Genomic DNA, 19,044 nt, shown 5'->3' with positions numbered 1-19,044 from the left:
TGTTGAGCGTGTTGTACTCAGAGGAGTTGCGAGCTACTTGTTGGTAGGTGCCCTCGAGGACCGAAAGTGCCCAAAGACTTCCGTCAGGGTGGCCGAACACCCAATCACCGAATGCGGATACGAAAAGCGGCGTACCGCTCGGCGGGATTCGCCAACGCCACTCCATCAGGAGGTCGCTGACGTCGTATCGGTTCGCCTTGAACATAAGTGGCCGGAGTTCGGTCATGCGTGCTCCGTTGCGGGAAGGTCCCTCCGCAGCATTGGGATGGACGCATGCGGCCTGTGAATGATGGGCCTCATGTCGAGCACGCTCAAGGAGCGGTGGTCTAGGTTGCCACTGCATCCAGGTAGCCGACCTTTGTTCCGCTGATGACAACAAAGCCGCTGGCCTCAAGGCCTTTGACGACGTCCCCCGTCACACCTTCTGCCAAGCCACCTGGAAACATCCCTTCGATGGTTGACTCCAGGGTCTTCAGGGTCGCAGGCCGACCGAGTGGTCTTTCGGCCAGGGATGCAGCCACGAAGGCAATCTTTGCCTGCAGCGTCTTGGAGCTGGCCGCTTTGACGTGCGGAATGTCGGCAATGGACTTGTACTTGCGGGCAAACACCTTTCGATCCTTGAGGTGCTGAATCAGCGGGTCGTATCCACCGTCTACGGCGATGACATGGAACACGGCCGTCGGGTCCTTCGCGAGCAGCTCGCCCAAGTAGAAGGCGATATGGAAATCGAGCGCATTGCGGCCAGACCCGGAAATTCGGAGGTACTCGGCGCGCGTGCCCAGCCGTTGCAACTTGGAAGCGAAGTCGATGGGCACCTTGCTCTGCGTGGCCCCGATGAAGACCATGACCCGGAAGTGCTCGAGGTCGATGGCTGCGAGGAGCTCAGGCTGCAAGTTCTCGAAATCAATCAGGACGTAGTTTGTTCGCATCGTGCGACCCTAGTTTGCCGCTCTGAATCTGACCGTCACTTGATGACCGCCCGAAGAAGTATTCCACTCCTTGCGGTTCACTTCGACGTTCCATCCACCTGATTTCCAGGTGCCATTTCGGCTCTTGCGAGTCGCCTCGACCAGGCCGGGTGGCACTTTGCCGAGCACCTGACCGGCCAAGCCTTCCGCGGCTGTGACCAACATCTTGTTGGCAATCTCAGCTTCCGCCGGGTTGTTTACGTTCAGCATGAGCGATATGTAGAGCAGTTCCGTCTCTTTGCCCGGCTCGCTCAGAGAGTAGAACGCGAGCGTGTTGTTGAGCCCGTTCCTGCCTGGCGTTGGCGAAGCGACATAAGGAGCACTTGAACAACCGTCCTCCGAGACTCGTCCTGTAGGCAAACCAATTTTTTGGCCGAGGGGACAGAAGTCTTTAGGCGGCTGGTTCGGCTTCAAGCCTTGAGCGACCGCCATGCAGGGAAGCATTGCGGCAAGGGCCGCGGTGACCAAGATCATCCGGGATTGGAACATTCGCATCCTTCATTCACCCGGGTGGCGCGCTCAACGGCGGGAGCCGTGGTGCTTCGGGCGGGTCGAACTGATGATGGGCTTTGACCTGGTCGTAGCAGTGAGAGCACAGGACGGCGTGTTGAGTAAAGGCCCGGAAGCGCTCAGTCCTGTCCTCTTCCTGCAGATAGACCAGTTCACAGGCATAGCACCAGCCTTGCTTGTCATCAGGGTCATCACTGTTCTCAACGAAGCCCAACGGAACGCCGTGGTTCTGGACCAGATGCCCGCACACCGAAGCAAGCGCCGCTTGCCCGTGATGCGGGCAGTTGATGTCAATCTTCTCGTTCATTGTCTCAAAGGCATGAGGACCAAGGGTTGAAAAACTGCCTGGATTGAATTCTTCCGGCCCCGTAGACATTCGCTTCTGGACGCATTCGAAAAGGTGCGCAGCGCGTGCGCCATCGCTCTACAAATGGCGGGATAGGGCCGCAGATTCCAGCTCATTCCTTGAGTGCGAATTCGGTGCGACGTACATCGTCGTCGTCCACTGGGCCATATTGAAGCGAGATGCGGACGTTGGACAGGCACTCTGATTTGAGTAGGGTTTCCCTGACGGCCGCGAACAGCGCATCCGCGTCGGGTCCGTACATGAATAGCGTGCCATCGCTCCCGTCAACCGCGATTTCGTTCCCGTCATAGTCGCCTACATCCGCAGCCGCTATTACCTCTTCGAGCCGCGTCTCAACTTCAAACAGTGCGCCAAGGTCCGTACTCCCGTAGTCGAAACTAACGATGACTGCATGCTCTTCCAATTGGTACTCCTCAATGCAAAAGTGAAGCGTACCGTGACCCTCGAGCGATTGAACCTGGACCTCCGCACGGGCGTGTACAAATGTCCGCTTTGTCGCTAGGCGACAACGAAGGGTAGAAGCCGGGCGCATAGTCGTCGATGCGCGCGTACTCTTTGTAGCCGTGCTTCTGACAGAACGCCGGCGCCTGCCACCTAACGATGCGCTCGGCCTATTGCTCGTACTTGAGGAAGACGATGTTGGATTTCGGTATCGCTTCGACGCCGTCGACCCATATTGCGAAAATCAAGCCTGAACTTTCGTCATCAAAGTACAGCGAGCGCTGTCCACGGTGCGGTGTGTACCGAACCTCACCCCGTCGAAATTGACCGGCGGCAAAGGCACGAGAGATGTCGCCGGACAAATGTCGGGCGAACGCGGAAGTCGCAGCAGTGAGGCAGCTTGCCGCATCAGCCTTGAATTCATCGGCCTTTAGAGCAGTTGAAGCTCCACCGGGCACAACGCGGCCTGCTACGTTCTTGTACTTGCGGAACCAAGTTTGCTTTCCGTCAGCCCCTACCCTCCGCGCGATGATGTCGCACTGGTAGATTAAGTTTCCGTCCTCAGCATGCAAGTTGATGTGAGGCGTGAGTTGGAGTGTTTGGCTCTTCGCTGGTCCATCCGGGGATGGCTTCGCCCCTAGCAGTTTCTCGGCCTCGACTTCGTACAGGGCTCCGATACTGACTTCACTCAACTCAGCGAACCGGGAGTTTGAGCGAACCTTGGACGGGTCAGCCGAACCAGACGCAGCGGTAAGGCCTGTGCCAAGGTCGCGCGCGCCGGCACCTACAACCGACGCGACCATGATGTATCCCACTACATCCCATTCTGAGGATGCGGTAAGTGAGGAGCCTTTGTGGTCCACGACATATCGGGACGCAACAACGCCGTCATCTGAGAGAGATAGGGCCTTGCCGACGAATTCACTCGTGCTGACACAACCGGAAACGAGCGCAGCCAGCAATAGGAAAGGCGAATACTTCACAAAAGTTCTCAAGAGGGATGCTGTTGGAGCATTAGTGCTAGCTAGGTCGAGCGCATCAACGAGGGTGCGAATGAAGCCTCGCCGTCTTGCTGCTTGCCGGAGAACCAAGTCGAGCATCTTCTCTTCAGTCGCGCCGGCCATGGACTACATCTGGGCGAACGCGAAGCTCGCTATGGGACGCCTGCGGTTCGTCCAGCAAGCGTTTTGCCACCACCTGAGCCTTCAGGACAAGAAAGAGCCCAAGGGCCAGTTGAGCGAAGCCGATGAATCCGTCGATGTGCCGGCCTGCGTCCATGGTCGAGACCGGCTGGCCGCTGCCAATCCACAGCGCGCACACGGAGAGATAGCCCATGACGGGGGCGAGCGCCTTGAACGCAATGACGAGCAGGCCAAGAACCACGCATGCCACGACCAACGCCTGCTGAGCTGGAACGCGCAGGACGTCGTCGTATTTCGCCCTGGGGACAAGCTTGTGCGCAATGACCATGGGGAAGAACCAGCACAGCAGGCCCGCCAGCAGATAAATGCCGCCCATGAGGTAAGGCACCCAGACGGCGCTGGGGTCGCTGCTTCCGGCCTTCAAGGCGCCGCCGATGGCGACGGCCTGGAATGCCGTGATGAGCAGCCAGATGGCAAAAAGGCGCGAAGCGGTACCGACGATTTGCTGAGGAGTCATGGGGTTTGCGCCTGCGCGCTCGGCTGAGGAGAAGATGTTTTTAGGTTGCTTGGGGGTTGCGGCGGCACCGTGCCCCGCTGGGCCAGCAGCAGGAAGTCGACGCCCTGGGCGCGTACGGATTGCATGTCGAACTTGGTGAGGCTGGCCTGGCCCAGGAGCGACACGCAATCGGCGCAGACGACGGCTGGTACGTTCTTCAGCTCGAAGGGTCCCACCTTCATGGAGTCGACCACCACCCCCTTGGCCGCGACCTTGCGACCGTCGGCCACGGTCATCAGAACTTTGGGATCGACCACCCGATACACCGCTTTGGAATCGCGCAGCATCGCTTCGCTCAGGCTGGTGAGGCTTGCGCCGGTATCGACCATGAAGGGCTTCGGCTTGCCCGAACCGAGCGTCACGGGCGCGAAGAAGTGACCCGCATACATGGGAAGGCGCAGCGCCATGCGTTCCTCGTTCTTCTCCGGCTCGGCCTTGTCGATGGCCGTTTCAATCGAAATCCGTTGCGCCGCGAAGTAGGGCCGCATGCCTTTGGCCTCCAGCTGGCTGTCGTACGCCTGCAGCAGCGACAGCGCTTCGTAGGGTCGATGGGTCTTGAGCAGCAGGCTGGCCAGCCGCCCCCTGACATCAACCAGGCTTGGCGCCACGGAAAGCGCCTTGTACGACCATTCGATGGCATCGCCGGTGTGGCCAAGCTTCTCGTGGCTGTCCGCGTAGTAGGCAAAGAGGTCATACGCTCCTGCCCCGAGGTCCATCGACTTTTTCAGATGAACGATGGCTTCTTCGTGCTTGTCGCGTTGATTCAACACGAACCCGAGGCGGGCGATGCCGACGGAATCCTCCGGCCGAAGGCGCACGTATTCGCGCCAGCTTGATTCCTGGCACCGCAAGTCGCGCAGCTGCGCGCACTTGTTGGCCTGGGACCTGAAGTCTTCTGCGCTCAGGTTGTCCTTGTTGAGCCAGCGCTCCACGTAGCCACGGCTCGAGAGCGAACTGGCGCCCGAGGTCGCAAGCAGCACCGCGCAGCACCCGACAAAGACCTGCAGGTTCTTCCGTTGGCTCGGGTAAGCGGTCCAGAGCGAGAAGATTGCGACCACCACAACTGGAATCAGCAGCGCGCCGAGTCCAACCCCCAGTGCGACGCCGAAGGAGGTCCGTTCGGGCAGGTGGAAGGCCAGGCTGAACCACACCAGTGCCACGGACAGCACGACCGCGCATGCCCACAGGGGCGCGCCTGCGGTGCGCTCGCGCAGCCTGTCAAGTCTGACGAAGTCCGGCTCGACATCGGATGGCGCGGCAGGCCTCCCGCCGGTCAGTTCCGGAATCTGCTGCAGAGGCTTCCAGGTCAGGCGCCCTTCGCACCAGACGAGCGTGTTCAAGCTGATGGTGCCCGCCTGCACGAGTTGCTCGAGTTGCGCAGCCGACACGGGCCCGCTTCTGTGCTCGCCTTCCGCGTACCACCAGACCTGCTCTCCCTCACCCCTCGCGGGGGAGCTGGCGAGGTCCGCCGCAGGCGCCAGTGGCACCGGAACGTCTGTAAACACTGGCTCCCGGCGCTGCTCCAGCCCCTTCAAATTTCTTACGCGAGGGCGTCCAGGCTCAAAGGGGGCGGAACCGGCGCTCTGCTTGACGCCTAAGTACGTGTTCTTCACCCGCTCGGACTTCGTGAAGTACAGGAACCAGAGGAAGCTGGAGATGAAGCCGCGCACGGTGCGTCCGGCATCTTCGCCAGCTGCATTGACGTCCAGGAACGCCCAGGCTGCACCCACGTCGCCGAGGTACATCACGAATGGACTGAGAGCCAGAAAGAGCTTGGCATGCGCCACGCTCTCCGGCTCGTACCTCGTGCGAAGCCGATTTGCCATCCAGACTTGCCAAACGATGACGCCCAGCAGCAGGCACCAGCAGAAGGCTTTGTAAGGCACGTAGCCCGCAAGCTCCAGGACTGCGGGCGTGCGCGCTTCAACATCCGTGAACGTCTTCAGTTGCGTCCCGATGCCGACCAGGGGTGTAAGGACGAACGCCGTGACAAGAAAGAAGCCGAGCCAGCCTTTGGTTCCGTACAGCGTCTGTCCTTGAACCTCCCTCTGGCGTGCCGACCGGCGGGTGAGCCATACGCAACCCGCAACGAGCGCGATGAACAGCAACAATGGCACCATCGAGCCAACCTGCTCCAGCTTCATTTCCGCTCCTCGGTCTTTAAGTTCTTTTTTGGGGTTCGGCCTGTCGACGGCAATGTGCGCGCGAGCGCGGATACGGGCACTCGGGCACCCGCCAAGCTGCGAAACGCGGGCTCTCGCTTTAAACCAGAAAACGAGCTCTTGCTTGCCGCCATCATTCCGCCGGCGCGAAAGTGGTGTGTTCGGAAGCGGGCTCACCCGCCGTCTTGCGCTTCTTGGATGGCGTCAGGGCAAGAAGATTGAGCAGGCAAGGCATTGCCAGCAGGGCAACGAAGACCGCGATGAAGAAGCCATCTCGGAGCGGGAGCGACCACAGGATGAAGGTAATTCCTGCGGACAAGCCGGCCATCCACAGGCCGTTCAGAAGGAGTGCCACCACGACGGCAAGGCGGGAGGAGTCCTGTCGAAAGGCAATCAGTGCCGCGCCAAGCGGCAGCAAGTGAATCACCATAACCAGCGGCGAGGCCCGCGGATAGCGAGCCATCGCAAGTGCGCCAATCCCGAAGATGGCAACACCAACCCAATCGAGTACCTTCGCCCAGGTTCGCATTCGGATTCCCTCCAACGGGCGCGCGACCTGATTAGCCGGTACCGCCCCAACCCTCGACTACTCGAGGCGTCTCCCGGGAGGAGTACCGCCGCTTATGTTTTTTTGCACCCGCTCGTTGGCCGTTTTCTATGGTGCTGGCGAGATGTTACCCGCAGTAACCCGAGCACACAACGCTCAGGAAGGCCTGAGCTTTCCGCCGGGCGTGAGTATTGGGGCGATGGAACGAAAGTCCGCTCGTGGCCGACTGTAGCCGCTGGCCCCCGGCGGCTGCCATCGAGGAACGCCGCAACTTTCTCGGCCAATGCAGGGTCGGAAGACCGTATCGCCAAGGTTGCGGGTTGGTCAGCGATTGGGTCAACAGTAACGAATTGCCCGGGCTCGCCGCGAAGAGACAGCGTCTGTTCGGTCCACTCCTCGTCGTCTGGAGTTCGGCTGTTTCCGTCAGAGTCGATATTGCAGTCGGGTCCCCACAGATGCGCCGCGAGTTTCCAGTATGCAGGGCGCCGCGCCGCGCCGCGGCGCTGACATGTACAACGTGAGTTGACGAGGAGGGGTTTGAGGTCACGTCATCAATTTCCGGTGGTGGTCGCGAAAGTCCGGACGGTCGACCCCGGGCTGACAGTGAGAGGCTTCTGACCCCATCTTTCCGATTTCGTAGATGCATCAGCGTGCCATCGTATTTGAGCCGCCTGTTGCGCAATGGAACGCCGGACATACCATTCACTGTCCATGGATCCGCTCCACAAGAAAGCCATCGCGCAAGGGGTTGCGGGAATGGCCGTTCTCGTTGCCTTCGTCTTCCTGCCCGCGGGCACGTGGCAATACTGGCAAGGCTGGCTCTTTGTCGCCGTCTTTTCTCTCTCGACCATCGGCTTCACTGTCCATCTTGCCCTCCACGACAGGCCGCTGCTCGAGCGCCGCATGAATGCCGGACCGCAGCATGAGAAAGAGTGGCCGCAGAAGATCATTGTGTCGCTCATCATCCTCGCGTTTTTCATCTTTATCATCCTGCCCGCACTCGATTACCGGTTCGGCGTCTCGCCGGTTCCCGCTTATATGTCCCTTGCAGGGAACATCGTGATCGTGGCGTCCTTCCTCTTTATTTTCTGGGTGCTGAAGGTCAATAGTTATGCAGCAGCCAACATCAGCGTCGCGGGCGACCAGAAGGTGATCGACAGCGGCCCCTACGCTCATGTGCGTCATCCTATGTACGCTGGCGCGCTCTGGCTTTTCATCGGCATGCCGCTCGCACTTGGCTCGTGGTTCACGATCTGCCTCCTCCCGCTCGTCCTGCCGGTGCTGATCTGGCGACTTCTTGACGAGGAAAAGATCTTGCGCCGTGATCTTCCCGGCTACGACGAATACGCAAGCCGTGTGCGTCATCGCCTCATTCCCTATGTCTGGTAGGAACCGGGCGGCCTTGGCGCTCAATCGGCGGCCGTTGCGCGGCCGGCGCCTTCCGGCGATTCACTGCGCCGTGATGCAACGGTTGCGCCCCGCGCGCTGTTCGACCTTGTAGCAATGCAGCGGGAAAACCCGCGCCCGGCGGCCCGGGCGATGCGCGCAAGAGCCCCTGGAAGCCCGCATCGCGCGTGGCATGGAGATTGCCCTTGACTCCCGTGAAGGCATGCCCGCATGGCACGCCCGAGCCGCTATCCACACCCACGAGGAGACATCCATGCAATTGAAGCTCTTGAACGCGCTCATGGCCATCGGCCTGGCCGCGGCCGGCAGCGCCGGCGCGCAAGTCACGGACAAGATGATCCAGTCCGAAGCCACCGCGAACGGCAACGTCCTGACCTGGGGGGTCAATACCCAGGGCCAGCGCTACTCGCCGCTGAAGCAGGTCAACACCGGCACCGTGTCCCGGCTCGCGCCGGTATGGGCCTTCTCCTTCGGCGGGGAGAAGCAGCGCGGCCAGGAGGCGCAGCCCGTGATCCACAAGGGCAAGATGTTCGTCACCGCCTCGTACTCGCGCATCTATGCGCTCGACGCCACCACCGGCAAGAAGCTGTGGAAGTACGAGCACCGCCTGCCCGAGGGCATCATGCCCTGCTGCGACGTGGTCAACCGCGGCGCGGCGCTGTACGACAACCTGGTGATCTTCGCCACGCTCGACGCGCAGCTGGTGGCGCTCGACCAGAACACCGGCGACGTGGTCTGGAAGGAGAAGATCGACGACTACGCGGCCGGCTACTCGGCCACCGCGGCGCCGATCATCGCCAACGGCCTGATCCTCACGGGGGTGTCGGGCGGCGAGTTCGGCATCGTCGGCCGCGTCGAAGCGCGCGACGCCAGGACGGGCAGCATGGTGTGGTCGCGCCCCACGGTGGAAGGCCACATGGGCTACACCTACGACAACGACGGCAACAAGAAGGAGGCGGGCGTCTCGGGCACGGTCAACAAGAGCTGGCCGGGCGACCTCTGGAAGACCGGCGGCGCCGCCACCTGGCTGGGCGGCACCTTCGATCCCAAGACCGGGCTGGCCTACTTCGGCACCGGCAACCCGGCGCCGTGGAACAGCCACTTGCGCAAGGGCGACAACCTGTTCTCGTGCTCGACCGTGGCCATCGACGTGAAGACCGGCCAGATCAAGTGGCACTACCAGAACACGCCCAGCGACAGCTGGGACTTCGACGGCGTGAACGAGTTCGTCACCTTCGACATGGACGGCCGGCGCGTGGGCGGCAAGGCCGACCGCAACGGCTACTTCTACGTGAACGACGCCACCACCGGCCAGCTGCTGAACGCCTTCCCCTTCGTGAGGAAGACGACCTGGGCCAACGGCATCGACCTGAAGACCGGCCGCCCGAACTTCGTGCCCGAGAACCGCCCGGGCGATCCCGTTGCGGGCGGCGACGGCAAGAAGGGCAGCTCGGTCTTCGCGGCGCCGGGCTTCCTGGGCGGCAAGAACCAGATGCCGATGGCCTACAGCCCCGACACCAAGATGTTCTACGTGCCTGCCAACGAATGGGGCATGGACATCTGGAACGAACCCGTGGCCTACAAGAAGGGCGCGGCCTACCTCGGCTCGGGCTTCACCATCAGGCCGCTCAACGAGGACTACATCGGCGCGCTGCGCGCGATCGATCCCAAGAGCGGCAAGATCGCCTGGGAGATCAAGAACAGCGCGCCGCTGTGGGGCGGCGTGCTCACCACCGGCGGCAACCTGGTGTTCTGGGGCACGCCCGAGGGCTACCTGAAGGCGGCCGACGCCAAGACCGGCAAGGTGCTGTGGGAGTTCCAGACCGGCTCGGGCGTGGTCGCGCCGCCGGTCACCTGGCAGCAGGGCGGCGAGCAGTACGTGGCCGTGGTCTCGGGCTGGGGCGGCGCGGTGCCGCTGTGGGGCGGCGAGGTCGCCAAGAAGGTCAACCTGCTGGAGCAGGGCGGCATGGTCTGGGTCTTCAAGATCCCTTCCGCAGGCGGCGCGCGCACCGCCCGGGCGGGCGAGGCCCGCGTGGCGTCCAACTGAAGGAGGCGGCATGACGGATCGCAACAGCGAAGGGGGCCGCGGGGCCTCCCGCCGGGAGTTCGTCGGCCGCGCGGCCGGCGGCGCCTGCCTGCTGGCAGTGCTGCCGGTGCGCGTGCTGGCCGCGCCGCCGCGCGCCGAGGAAAGCGACGAGACGGCCGTGCAGCTGGGCTACAGGCATGACACCAAGAGCGTCGACAAGAAGAAGTACCCGCGCCATGCCGCCACGCAGGAGTGCGTGAACTGCGCGATGTGGCAGGGCACGCCCGCCGATGCCTGGGCGGGCTGCTCGATGTTCGGCCGCAAGCAGATCGCGGCCAAGGGCTGGTGCCAGGCCTGGGCGCCCAAGCCTGCCTGAGCGGCGCGGGCTACAGCATCGGCCGCCCTCCGGCCGGCTCGATCTGCAGGCCGGGCGTGGCCTCCCAGCGCCCGGCCTTGTCGACCCACAGCGCATCGACCTGCCACTGTCGCGCGACCTGCCGCGCCTGCGCGGGCCCGGCAACGAAGAACACCTTGGTGAGCGCATCGGCCAGCGCGCCGCTGGGCGCCGCCACCGTCACGGCCGACAGGGCCGGCGGCGAATAGCCGGTGTGCGGATCGACGATGTGGTGGTGCCGGCGGTCGGCGCTGAAGAAGGTCTGGCTGTCGGCCGAGGTGGCCACGCAGCGCCCGTCGGCCAGCAGCCGCGCGATCAGCGCGGATTCGGCCTGCGGGTCGGCGATGCCGAGCGACCAGGCCTGCGTGCCGCCGCGCAGCCCAAGCGGCGCGAACTCGCCGGCATCGACCAGCGCATGCCGGATGCCGCACGCCGCCAGCGCTTGCCGCACACGGTCCGCCGCATAGCCCTGCGCGATGCCGTTGAGCGTCACGGCCATGCCCGGCGCGTCGAAGCGCACCAGCCGATGCTGCGCATCGAGCGCGCGCCAGTCGACCCGCGCGCGCGCCGCCGCCACTTCCCGCGCGTCCGGCAGGCGGCCTTCGCGCTGCGCGGCCGCGAAGGCCTCCCACAGCGGCTGCACCGTCACGTCGAAGGCGCCGCGGCTCTCGCGCGACACCTCGTGCGCAATGCGCAGTACCGCCAGCAGCTCTTTCGGCGGCGAGTCCAGCCGGCCCTCGCGGTTCAGCCGCGAGAGCGCGCTTGCGGGATCGAACAGGCTCATCTGCGCCTCGATGCGGCGCAGCAGCGCCACGCCCTCGTCCAGCGCACATTCCACCACCGCCTCGTGCTCGTGCCCGGCCTGCAGGCTCAGCGCGGTGCCGAAGCCCAGCAGGTCGCGCCGGCCCCAGTGCAGCGCGGTGACGGCCGGCGCCAGGGCCGCGCCATCGGCCAGCGCGCCCAGGCCGAGCGACAGGCGCAGCAGCTGGCGCCGCTTCATGCCGCACTCCGGACGGCGGCCGCCGCCTGCACCGCAATCACCCGCTGGCGCCCGCGCGCGATCAGCGGCGCGCAGCGCTCGGGGCTGTCGTGGATGGCCACGCAGTCCAGGCACTGGAAGCACTCGCCGTAGACGATCGCGCCGTCGGGCTTGATCGCCTGGTACTCGCAGCGGTGCCGGCAGGTCTGGCAGGGCGTGCCGCATTCGGCGCGGCGCGGAATCCACTTCAGCAGCCGCGCATGCCCGAGCAGCTTGAGCCCCGCGCCCAGTGGGCACAGGTAGCGGCAGAAGCCCTTGTAGAGCACCAGGTTCAGCAGCACCAGGCCGCCCGCCCAGGCCACGAAGGGCCAGGCGCGCACGAAGTTCAGCGTGATCGCGGTCTTGAAGGGCTCGACTTCCACCGCCCGGTCGGTCCACGCGGGCGAGACGGCCGCCAGCACCAGCACGATGGCCAGCACCGCGTACTTGAGCCGCTTGAGCCGCGCATCGACATCGCGGTGCAGCCGCAGGTGCTTCCTCAGGCCCGCGCGCCGCGCGATCTGCGCCGCCAGTTCCTGCAGCGCGCCGAAGGGGCAGAGCCAGCCGCAGAAGGTGCCGCGTCCCCACGCCACCAGCGTGAGCGCGACGAAGGCCCACAGCGCCACGCTCATCGGGTCATACAGCAGGAAGCCCAGCGAGCGCCCGGCCGCCAGCGCCTGGATCGCGGCGGTGACGTGGACGATCGAGAGCTGGCCCTGCGCGAACCAGCCGATGAAGACCAGCGTGAAGACTAGGTAGCCGGTGCGAAAGCGCGCCAGCCGCGCGGGCGTGGCAACGATCCAGCGCGGCCGCGCCAGCACCAGCGCCAGCAGCGCCAGCGCGCCCGCGAGCACCGCCAGCTCCCAGGCGCGCGCATGCCACACGGCCTGCCAGCCCTTGGTGTCGTCCTGCGGCGCAATCACCTGGTCGGCCGGCAGCCGGTAGGGCAGGGCGAAGTCGCGGCTCACCCGCTCGCCGTAGAGCATGCCCTTCTCGCGCGTCACGCGCAGCGCAAAGTCCAGCGGCCGGGCCGGGTCCAGGCCCGCCGGCCCGATGACGCGGAAGACCTTGGCATCGGCATGGCGCAGCGCGGCCGGCAGCCGCAGCGGATCGTCCAGGTCGAGGTCGCGCAGCTCCAGCGGCAGCTCGCCCTGCCGGAGCGTCAGGCGGTCCGGCACGGCGCCGCGCACGAAGCTCTCGCCCACGAAGCTGTAGCGGCCCGTGGCGATCGCCAGCAGCGCATGGTCGCCTTCGTCGATGCGGCCGAGCAGGTGCTCCCAGCCCGCTTCGGACAGCAGGTTGCGGCCCACGGCCGGAACGTTCAGGTAGGCCAGGTACAGCTCGCTGAAGGTTTCGCCGGAAGCCGCGCCGGTGCCCTCCGCCTCCTCGACGCCCGTGCCCGCAAAGGCCTGTTCCACCTGGCCGCCCGAAAGCCGCACGCGCTGCACCAGCCCGGCCTGCAGCAGCGCGTCCCAGTCCATCGGCCGGAAGCCGTCGCGCCGCACGCGCGCCAGCAGGGCCGGGTCGCTGCCGGCGCCAAAGCCGAGCCGGGCGCGCGCCACTTGCAGTGCCGAAGCGAGCAGGCTCTGGTGGAGGATGCGTACCGACGCGGTGGCCTTGGCGACCCCGTCGATGTAGACGTTGGCGCTGCCGTGCTGCTCGCCGCGGTTGGCGTTGGAGCCGATCTTGATGTTCTGCCGCAGCGACAGCCCCTTGTATTGCTCGGCGAAGCGCAAGAGCGGCCCTTCGCCCAGCCCCTCGAGGAACACCGGCTCGTGGTGCGAGAGCACGCGCACGTCGAGGAACGCGCCCTTCGCATCCAGCGCCACCAGCAGGTTGATCGGCGTGCCCGAGAAGCCGGGGATCGGCGCCAGGTCGACCGACTCGAAGACGTAGCCCGCGAGCACCGGGCTGGTCATGTCCTGCTTGAAGATCGGCCAGACCGGCAGCTGCGCGTCCTTCTCGCCCACGGTCCACGGCGGCGGGAAATGCCGCTGCAGCGCGGCGCGCGTCATCACGCCCGCCTGCGCCGCCAGCGCCAGGCCCGTCAGCAGCAGTGCCGCCAGCAATCGCCGACCGGTCACAGCGTGATCTCCATCCCGTCGTAGGCCACCTCGATGCCATGGCCTTCGAGCAGCTGGCGCTGCGCGCTCGCGGCGTCGAGGATCGGGTTGCTGTTGTTGATGTGGGTCAGCACCTTGCGCCGCGCCGGCGTGGCCAGCAGCGCGTCCACCATGCCGGCGCGCGGGCCGCTGCCGGTCTGCGGCAGGTGGCCCATGTCGCTGGCGCTGCGGGTGCCCAGGCCGGCATGGCGCATCTCGTCCTCGGTCCAGAAGGTGCCGTCCAGCAGCAGGCAGTCGGCATCGTGCATCCAGCGCAGCTCCTCGGGGCCGACCTCGGCCAGGCCCGGCGCGTAGAAGAGGCGCTGGCCGCCCTGCAGGTCCTCGATCAGCAGCGCGATGTTGTCGCCCACGGTCTGCTCGCGGCGGTGCGGCGAATAGGGCGGCGCCTTGCCGGGAATGGCCACCGCGGTGAAGCGCAGCGAAGGAAAGCCGGCCACGCCGAAGTCGATGCGCGTCTGCGTGCCGGCCACCGCCAGCATGTGCCAGCGCGTGCCGCAGTAGTGCTCCAGCACGCCCAGTACGGGAAAGGAGGTGGTCAGGTCCTCGAACACGCAGGGCGTGGCATAGAGGTCGATGCGGGGCCCTTCGCGCAGCCCGAGCAGCCCGGCGACATGGTCGATCTGCGCATCCATCAGCACCACCGCCTTGATCGGCGTGTCGCGCAGGCCGTGGCGCGGATGCAGCTGGGGGTGGCTGCGGATTTGCTGGCCGATGTCGGGCGAGGCATTGAGCAGCACCCACGATTCGCCGTCCGCGGAAACGGCGACCGAGCTTTGCGTGCGCGCGCAGGCATCGAGCACGCCCTGGCGCTGGCCCGCGCACAGCCGGCAGTTGCAGTTCCATTGCGGAAAACCGCCGCCCGCGCCGGAGCCGAGGACCAGGACTTTCATGAATCCTCGAACGCGGTGGCCGGCCGTTGCATGAAGTCTCCTCGTGTGGGCTGCACGAGTGGCATGGCGCAAGTCGCATGCCTGCGCGAACTGCTCCAGGCTGGTACAGCACCGTGCAGCCCTGGCACAGGGTTTCCCCTGGCCGCCACAGGGCCTGTGTCAGCCGGCCTTGTTCCAGCGCAGCTTGCGGTAGATGGTGTTGCGGCTGATGCCCAGGCGCTTGGAGGCGACCGAGATGTTGCCGTCGGCCGCCGCAAGGGCGCTGCGGATCATCTCGATCTCGGCTTCCCCGAGCGTGCGTGGCGCGCTCGGGGCGGCGGCGGACGATGGCTCGGCGTCTTGCGAGGGTGGGGGCAGGGGCTCGGGCGCGGCGGCGGCGTAGGCCGCCTGCGTTGCAGCGAAGTCCGGCGCGGGAGAGGGCGCGGGTGCGGGTGCGAATGCCGGCGCAATGGCCGCCGCCTGGGGCCGCACGCGCCGCACATCCTCCAGGAAGTCGTCCGACAAGTGGTGCTCGCAGATGTGGCTTTCGCCCGCGCCCATCACAGCGGCGGTGCGCAGCACGTTGGCCAGCTGGCGCAGGTTACCGGGCCAGGCATAGGCCTTGAAGAGCGCGAGCACCGAGGCGTCGATCGCGGGCGTGTCCTGCGGGCATTCGGCCAGCAGGATGCGCCGCGCCACCACGTCCAGGTCGCTGCGCTCGCGCAGCGCCGGCAGCCGCACCACCAGGCCGTTGAGGCGGTAGTAGAGGTCTTCGCGGAAGGTGCCCGCATCGATCATCTCGCGCAGGTTGCGGTGCGTGGCGCCGATGACGGCAATGTCCACCGGGATCGACTTGAGGCTGCCCAGCGGTGTGACGTTGCGTTCCTGCAGCACCCGCAGCAGCCGCGCCTGCAAGGGCAGCGGCATGTCGCCGATCTCGTCCAGGAACAGCGTGCCGCCGTTGGCCTGCACGATGCGCCCGACCGCGCCCTTGCGGCGCGCGCCGGTGAAGGCGCCGTCCTCGTAGCCGAACAGCTCGGCCTCGATCAGCGATTCGGGGATGGAGGCGCAATTGACCGCCACGAAGGGCTGCCGGGCGCGGTTCGAGTCCTGGTGCACGGCGCGCGCGAGCAGCTCCTTGCCGGTGCCGGTCTCGCCGAGGATGAGCAGCGGGATGTCGCGGTTGATGACGCGCCGCACCTTCTGCAGCGTGGCGGCGATCTGCGCGTCGCCGGTGTCCAGGTAGCGCAGGCCGGAGAAGGGGGCCTGCGCCAAAGGGCAGGGCGGCCGCGCGGCCGCGGCGGCGGCCGCGTCGCGGGCGGGCGTGGGCATGCGCGCTTCCACCGAGGTCACGGGCATGTCCAGCACCACCGCGCGCTGCGGCCCGTTGAAGCGCGCGCTGACGTGGAACTGCTGCCCGTTGGCCGCATGCAGCATCATCGGCGTGGGCAGCGGCGTGCGGAAATGGTCGAACACGGCCGAGGCCGTGATGCCGAACAGGCTCGGCAGGCTCTGCATGCGCAGCGCGGCAATGCTCATGTCGAGCTGGTCCAGCGCGCTGCGGTTGGCGCCCAGGATCTTGCCGTCCACGCCCACCACGATGATCCCCTCGAGCAGCGTGCCGATGAACTCCGCGCGGCCATGGAAGTGCAGCCGCAGGCGGTTGCCGTAGTCGTCCGACAACCACTGGTTTTCGATCATGCGCGCCGACATGCGCACCAGGCCCATCGTGTGCTGATGGTAGGAGCGCTGGTCCCCGGTGACGTCGAGCACGCCCAGCATCTCGCCGCGCGGGTCGAAGATCGGCGCGGCCGAGCAGGTGAGGAAGTTGTTGGCGTGGATGAAGTGCTCGCCGCCATGCACGACGGTCGGCGTTTCCTCGACCAGCGTGGTGCCGATGGCGTTGGTGCCCTTGGAATGCTCGGCCCAGCTCACGCCCGGCGTGAGCGCCACCTTGTTGGCGCGCTGCAGGAACCTGTCGTCGCCCACGGAGTGCAGGATGGTGCCGGTGGTGTCGGCCAGCACGATCATGCTGTCGGTGTCGACGATCTGCTCGAGCAGCATCTCCATCACCGGCGCCGCATGCGTGAACAGCCGCTGGTTGCGCTCGCGCGCCACCGCGAGGTCGCTGTGCTGCAGCGGATCGAAGTCCGGCCGCTCCACGCGCGACAGGCCCAGCGCGGCGCAGCGCTCGTGCCACTGCTGGATCAGCTCGCTGCGGCCGGCCCGGGGGGGCGCGACGGCCAGCGCCGACGGCGCGGTCCAGCCATGGGGAGGGCTGGCTGGGGCATGAAAGGCATCAACCATCTGCTGTCTCCTGGCCCGCTTTTTTTGCGGGCGGCTTGTCTCTGGCCAGTTTCGAATGCTGTTCACTGGTCGCTTCATTCTGGAACACCTCTCGTGGGCCAGGTGTTCCGTGCCGACGCTGCCACAGCAAGGATGCCACAGCAACCGGCCCTTGTGGGCGCTGTCCCGCGACCGGGACGCTACAGGGAAGGCAAGTTGTGTTCCCGCTTGAAGCAATGGCCCCTTGGCACAGCGATTGCGAATTTGTGCGGGTTCCCCATCACCACAACGGAGACCCGACATGATGAATCCCGATCCACGAACCCTGCGGCCCCTGGCCCGCGCCGTGCTGGCCGCGGCGATGCTGGGCATGGCCCTTTCCGGCGCTGCCCGGGCCCACGGCGACGTCACGCCGCAGGCCGTCGACACCTCCTCGCTGCCAAAGCTGGGCGAGCAGTGGCGCGCCGAGAACCCGTTCCGCGGCAACAGCGGGGCCGTCACGGTCGGCACCTCCGCCTACAACCAGAACTGCGCGCGCTGCCACGGCATCGACGCCATCTCCGGCGGCATCGCGCCCGACCTGCGCAAGATCGACAACGACTGCGCCTCGCTCAAGGACGCCGTGCGCAAGGCGGCCTGCGTGAAGGAGATCGACGACTACTTCCTCACCACCGTGCGGCGCGGCCGCACGCGCAACGGCGCCGTCTACATGCCGCCGTTCGAGGGAACGATGAACCAGGAGGCGATCTGGTCGATCAAGTCCTACCTGGAGACGCGGCGCGACAAGCCGATGTGAGCCCGCGGCCATGCACACACCTCCTTCTTCTTTTTCGCGGCTCTCGCGCCGCGCCTGCCTGCAGTGGGCCGCGGCCGCCGGCGTGGCCGCACTCGCGGGCACGGCGCGTGCGGGCGCGCTCGAACGGATCCGCGCACGCGGCACGCTGAGCGTGGCGATCTACCAGGACATGCCGCCGTTCCACGTGGCCGGCGAAGGCATCGACATCGAGCTGGCGCGCGCGCTGGCCGGCGCGCTCGATGTGAAGCTCTCGCTGCTGCCCTTCCTGGCCGACGAGAACATGGGCGACGACCTGCGCAACATGGTGTGGCGCGGCCACTACCTGGGCTTCGGCCCGGCCGACGTGCTTCTGCACGTGCCGGTGGACCGCCCGCTGATGGACGAGACGCCGCAGGCGCTCATCTTCGCGCCGTACTACCGCGAGCGCGTGGTGCTCGCGCGGCGGCTCGACCGCCTGCCGCAGCTGGATACGCTCTCGGCGCTCGGCGATGCGAAGGTGGCCGTGTCCGGCAAGACGCTCGCGGGCTGGCTCATGATCGGCGCCGACAACGGCGCCTACCGCGACCAGCTCGACACCCAGCCCAAGGACGGCGCCGAGGCCGCGCGCGCCCTGCAGCGCGGCGAAGTGGCCGCGGCCGCGGGGCTCGCGTCCGAGATCGAATCGGTGCTGCGCGGCGACGCGCGCTTTGCGATTGCGCCGCTGCCCTCGCCGCGCCTCCAGCGCAACGGCTGGGCGGTGGGCATGGCGGTCAAGAAGGACGCGACCGACCTGGCGCAGGCGCTGCAGGCCGGCGTCAACGCGCTGGTCCAGGGCGGGCGGCTGCGCACGATGTTCGAAGGAGGAAACGTCGCCTGGCAGGCGCCGTGAACCGGCGAGCCATGGCACTCGACCTTGCGCATTCCAGCAGCGGATACCCCCAACCACCACCCCCAACGACGGACGACGCGTCCGAACATCCATGAGCCTGCCCAACCCCATCGAATCCGTCCTGGTCGAGAACCGCGTGTTCCCGCCCGACGCCCGCGCCAGCGCTGGCGCGCGCATTGCCGGCATGGCCGCCTACGAGGCCCTGTGCCAGGAAGCCGAACAGGACTTCGAAGGCTTCTGGAGCCGCCTGGCGCGCGAGAACCTGAGCTGGACCCAGCCCTTCAGCCGCACCCTGGACGAATCCAAGGCGCCGTTCTACGAGTGGTTCGGCGACGGCGAACTCAACGCCAGCGCCAACTGCCTGGACCGCCACATCGGCACCCCCGTCGAGCACAAGACCGCCATCGTCTTCGAGGCCGACGACGGCGCCGTCACCCGCGTCAGCTACAAGGAACTGCTCGCCCGCGTGAGCCAGTTCGCCAACGCCCTGAAGGCCGCCGGCATCGGCAAGGGCGACCGCGTCATCATCTACATGCCCATGACCATCGAGGGCGTGGTCGCCAT

The 19,044-nt window shown here is 66.3% G+C and carries 19 protein-coding genes; 6 read left to right on the top strand and 13 right to left on the bottom strand.

Annotation, left to right across the window (positions count from 1 at the left end; all coding sequences use genetic code 11):
- The 9 genes from AC1DSC_RS32180 to AC1DSC_RS32140 all read right to left on the bottom strand — a co-directional run.
- On the bottom strand, positions 1-226 hold a 226-nt coding region (locus AC1DSC_RS32180; protein WP_478132042.1), incomplete at its 3' end, for a hypothetical protein.
- Between the two features lie 100 nt (positions 227-326).
- Positions 327-929: a PIN domain-containing protein gene (locus AC1DSC_RS32175; RefSeq protein ID WP_436288345.1), complete on the bottom strand. Its 603-nt coding sequence runs from the start codon at positions 927-929 to the stop codon at positions 327-329.
- Between the two features lie 9 nt (positions 930-938).
- A complete protein-coding gene (locus AC1DSC_RS32170) occupies positions 939-1,457 on the bottom strand; it encodes a hypothetical protein (protein ID WP_478132041.1) in 519 nt (172 codons plus the stop codon).
- Between the two features lie 13 nt (positions 1,458-1,470).
- Positions 1,471-1,785 carry a hypothetical protein gene (locus AC1DSC_RS32165; RefSeq protein ID WP_436288343.1) on the bottom strand — a complete coding sequence of 105 codons (315 nt, stop codon included), beginning with the start codon at positions 1,783-1,785 and terminating at the stop codon, positions 1,471-1,473.
- A gap of 151 nt (positions 1,786-1,936) precedes the next feature.
- Positions 1,937-2,248 carry a hypothetical protein gene (locus AC1DSC_RS32160; protein ID WP_412512410.1) on the bottom strand — a complete coding sequence of 104 codons (312 nt, stop codon included), beginning with the start codon at positions 2,246-2,248 and terminating at the stop codon, positions 1,937-1,939.
- 208 nt (positions 2,249-2,456) lie between these two features.
- Positions 2,457-3,410 carry a hypothetical protein gene (locus tag AC1DSC_RS32155; RefSeq protein WP_436288342.1) on the bottom strand — a complete coding sequence of 318 codons (954 nt, stop codon included), beginning with the start codon at positions 3,408-3,410 and terminating at the stop codon, positions 2,457-2,459.
- On the bottom strand, positions 3,394-3,945 hold the full coding sequence (locus AC1DSC_RS32150) for a hypothetical protein (RefSeq protein ID WP_436288341.1): 552 nt from the start codon (positions 3,943-3,945) through the stop codon (positions 3,394-3,396). Before AC1DSC_RS32150 ends, AC1DSC_RS32155 begins: the two co-directional genes overlap by 17 nt.
- Entirely contained in the window at positions 3,942-6,128 is a 2,187-nt protein-coding gene (locus AC1DSC_RS32145) for a GYF domain-containing protein (RefSeq protein ID WP_436288340.1), read from the bottom strand. The genes AC1DSC_RS32150 and AC1DSC_RS32145 overlap by 4 nt, the downstream gene beginning before the upstream one ends.
- A gap of 151 nt (positions 6,129-6,279) precedes the next feature.
- Positions 6,280-6,675 (bottom strand): hypothetical protein, encoded by a 396-nt coding sequence (locus tag AC1DSC_RS32140; RefSeq protein WP_436288339.1) that lies wholly within the window; start codon positions 6,673-6,675, stop codon positions 6,280-6,282.
- Positions 6,676-7,404: 729 nt separating this feature from the next.
- On the opposite strand from AC1DSC_RS32140, the gene AC1DSC_RS32135 reads away from it, so the two are divergent.
- The 3 genes from AC1DSC_RS32135 (at position 7,405) to AC1DSC_RS32125 (ending at position 10,502) form a co-directional block, all read left to right on the top strand.
- Positions 7,405-8,082, top strand: coding sequence for a methyltransferase family protein (locus AC1DSC_RS32135; protein ID WP_436288338.1), 678 nt, complete (start codon positions 7,405-7,407; stop codon positions 8,080-8,082).
- A 271-nt stretch (positions 8,083-8,353) separates the two neighbouring features.
- Positions 8,354-10,147 (top strand): PQQ-dependent methanol/ethanol family dehydrogenase, encoded by a 1,794-nt coding sequence (locus AC1DSC_RS32130; protein ID WP_436288337.1) that lies wholly within the window; start codon positions 8,354-8,356, stop codon positions 10,145-10,147.
- A 10-nt stretch (positions 10,148-10,157) separates the two neighbouring features.
- Positions 10,158-10,502, top strand: a complete 345-nt coding sequence (locus tag AC1DSC_RS32125) for a high-potential iron-sulfur protein (RefSeq protein ID WP_436288336.1) — start codon at positions 10,158-10,160, stop codon at positions 10,500-10,502.
- A 10-nt stretch (positions 10,503-10,512) separates the two neighbouring features.
- On the opposite strand, the gene AC1DSC_RS32120 is transcribed toward AC1DSC_RS32125, so the two are convergent.
- The 4 genes from AC1DSC_RS32120 to AC1DSC_RS32105 all read right to left on the bottom strand — a co-directional run bounded on the left by AC1DSC_RS32120 (position 10,513) and on the right by AC1DSC_RS32105 (position 16,837).
- Complete coding sequence (locus tag AC1DSC_RS32120; protein ID WP_436288335.1) at positions 10,513-11,520, bottom strand: FAD:protein FMN transferase; 1,008 nt, start codon at positions 11,518-11,520, stop codon at positions 10,513-10,515.
- Positions 11,517-13,622, bottom strand: a complete 2,106-nt coding sequence (locus tag AC1DSC_RS32115) for a 4Fe-4S binding protein (protein ID WP_436288334.1) — start codon at positions 13,620-13,622, stop codon at positions 11,517-11,519. Before AC1DSC_RS32115 ends, AC1DSC_RS32120 begins: the two co-directional genes overlap by 4 nt.
- Complete coding sequence (pqqB, locus tag AC1DSC_RS32110; RefSeq protein ID WP_015866270.1) at positions 13,619-14,551, bottom strand: pyrroloquinoline quinone biosynthesis protein PqqB; 933 nt, start codon at positions 14,549-14,551, stop codon at positions 13,619-13,621. Before pqqB ends, AC1DSC_RS32115 begins: the two co-directional genes overlap by 4 nt.
- A 159-nt stretch (positions 14,552-14,710) precedes the next feature.
- Positions 14,711-16,837, bottom strand: coding sequence for a sigma-54-dependent Fis family transcriptional regulator (locus AC1DSC_RS32105; protein WP_062365260.1), 2,127 nt, complete (start codon positions 16,835-16,837; stop codon positions 14,711-14,713).
- Positions 16,838-17,117: 280 nt separating this feature from the next.
- Between AC1DSC_RS32105 and pedF the strand changes: the two genes are divergently transcribed.
- The 3 genes from pedF to AC1DSC_RS32090 form a co-directional block, all read left to right on the top strand.
- A complete protein-coding gene (gene pedF / locus AC1DSC_RS32100) occupies positions 17,118-17,612 on the top strand; it encodes a cytochrome c-550 PedF (protein ID WP_015866272.1) in 495 nt (164 codons plus the stop codon).
- Positions 17,613-17,622: 10 nt separating this feature from the next.
- Positions 17,623-18,480, top strand: a complete 858-nt coding sequence (locus tag AC1DSC_RS32095) for a substrate-binding periplasmic protein (protein WP_478132040.1) — start codon at positions 17,623-17,625, stop codon at positions 18,478-18,480.
- Between the two features lie 91 nt (positions 18,481-18,571).
- Positions 18,572-19,044: acetyl-coenzyme A synthetase N-terminal domain-containing protein (locus AC1DSC_RS32090; RefSeq protein WP_478132039.1), on the top strand; the 473-nt coding region annotated here is incomplete at its 3' end.

Source organism: Variovorax sp. 01N425 (assembly GCF_056399465.1).
Note: the sequence above shows the minus strand (reverse complement) of the source record. Positions and strands in the feature narration are given on the sequence as shown.

Bases quoted from the DNA above. Each gene is read 5' to 3' on its own strand.
- AC1DSC_RS32165 (WP_436288343.1), bottom strand. From the start codon at position 1,785: ATGAACGAGAAGATTGACATCAACTGCCCGCATCACGGGCAAGCGGCG.
- AC1DSC_RS32125 (WP_436288336.1), top strand. From the start codon at position 10,158: ATGACGGATCGCAACAGCGAAGGGGGCCGCGGGGCCTCCCGCCGGGAG.
- AC1DSC_RS32150 (WP_436288341.1), bottom strand. From the start codon at position 3,945: ATGACTCCTCAGCAAATCGTCGGTACCGCTTCGCGCCTTTTTGCCATC.
- AC1DSC_RS32175 (WP_436288345.1), bottom strand. From the start codon at position 929: ATGCGAACAAACTACGTCCTGATTGATTTCGAGAACTTGCAGCCTGAG.
- pqqB (WP_015866270.1), bottom strand. From the start codon at position 14,551: ATGAAAGTCCTGGTCCTCGGCTCCGGCGCGGGCGGCGGTTTTCCGCAA.
- pedF (WP_015866272.1), top strand. From the start codon at position 17,118: ATGATGAATCCCGATCCACGAACCCTGCGGCCCCTGGCCCGCGCCGTG.
- AC1DSC_RS32095 (WP_478132040.1), top strand. From the start codon at position 17,623: ATGCACACACCTCCTTCTTCTTTTTCGCGGCTCTCGCGCCGCGCCTGC.
- AC1DSC_RS32120 (WP_436288335.1), bottom strand. From the start codon at position 11,520: ATGAAGCGGCGCCAGCTGCTGCGCCTGTCGCTCGGCCTGGGCGCGCTG.
- AC1DSC_RS32170 (WP_478132041.1), bottom strand. From the start codon at position 1,457: ATGTTCCAATCCCGGATGATCTTGGTCACCGCGGCCCTTGCCGCAATG.
- AC1DSC_RS32145 (WP_436288340.1), bottom strand. From the start codon at position 6,128: ATGAAGCTGGAGCAGGTTGGCTCGATGGTGCCATTGTTGCTGTTCATC.
- AC1DSC_RS32105 (WP_062365260.1), bottom strand. From the start codon at position 16,837: ATGGTTGATGCCTTTCATGCCCCAGCCAGCCCTCCCCATGGCTGGACC.
- AC1DSC_RS32140 (WP_436288339.1), bottom strand. From the start codon at position 6,675: ATGCGAACCTGGGCGAAGGTACTCGATTGGGTTGGTGTTGCCATCTTC.
- AC1DSC_RS32135 (WP_436288338.1), top strand. From the start codon at position 7,405: ATGGATCCGCTCCACAAGAAAGCCATCGCGCAAGGGGTTGCGGGAATG.
- AC1DSC_RS32130 (WP_436288337.1), top strand. From the start codon at position 8,354: ATGCAATTGAAGCTCTTGAACGCGCTCATGGCCATCGGCCTGGCCGCG.
- AC1DSC_RS32155 (WP_436288342.1), bottom strand. From the start codon at position 3,410: ATGGCCGGCGCGACTGAAGAGAAGATGCTCGACTTGGTTCTCCGGCAA.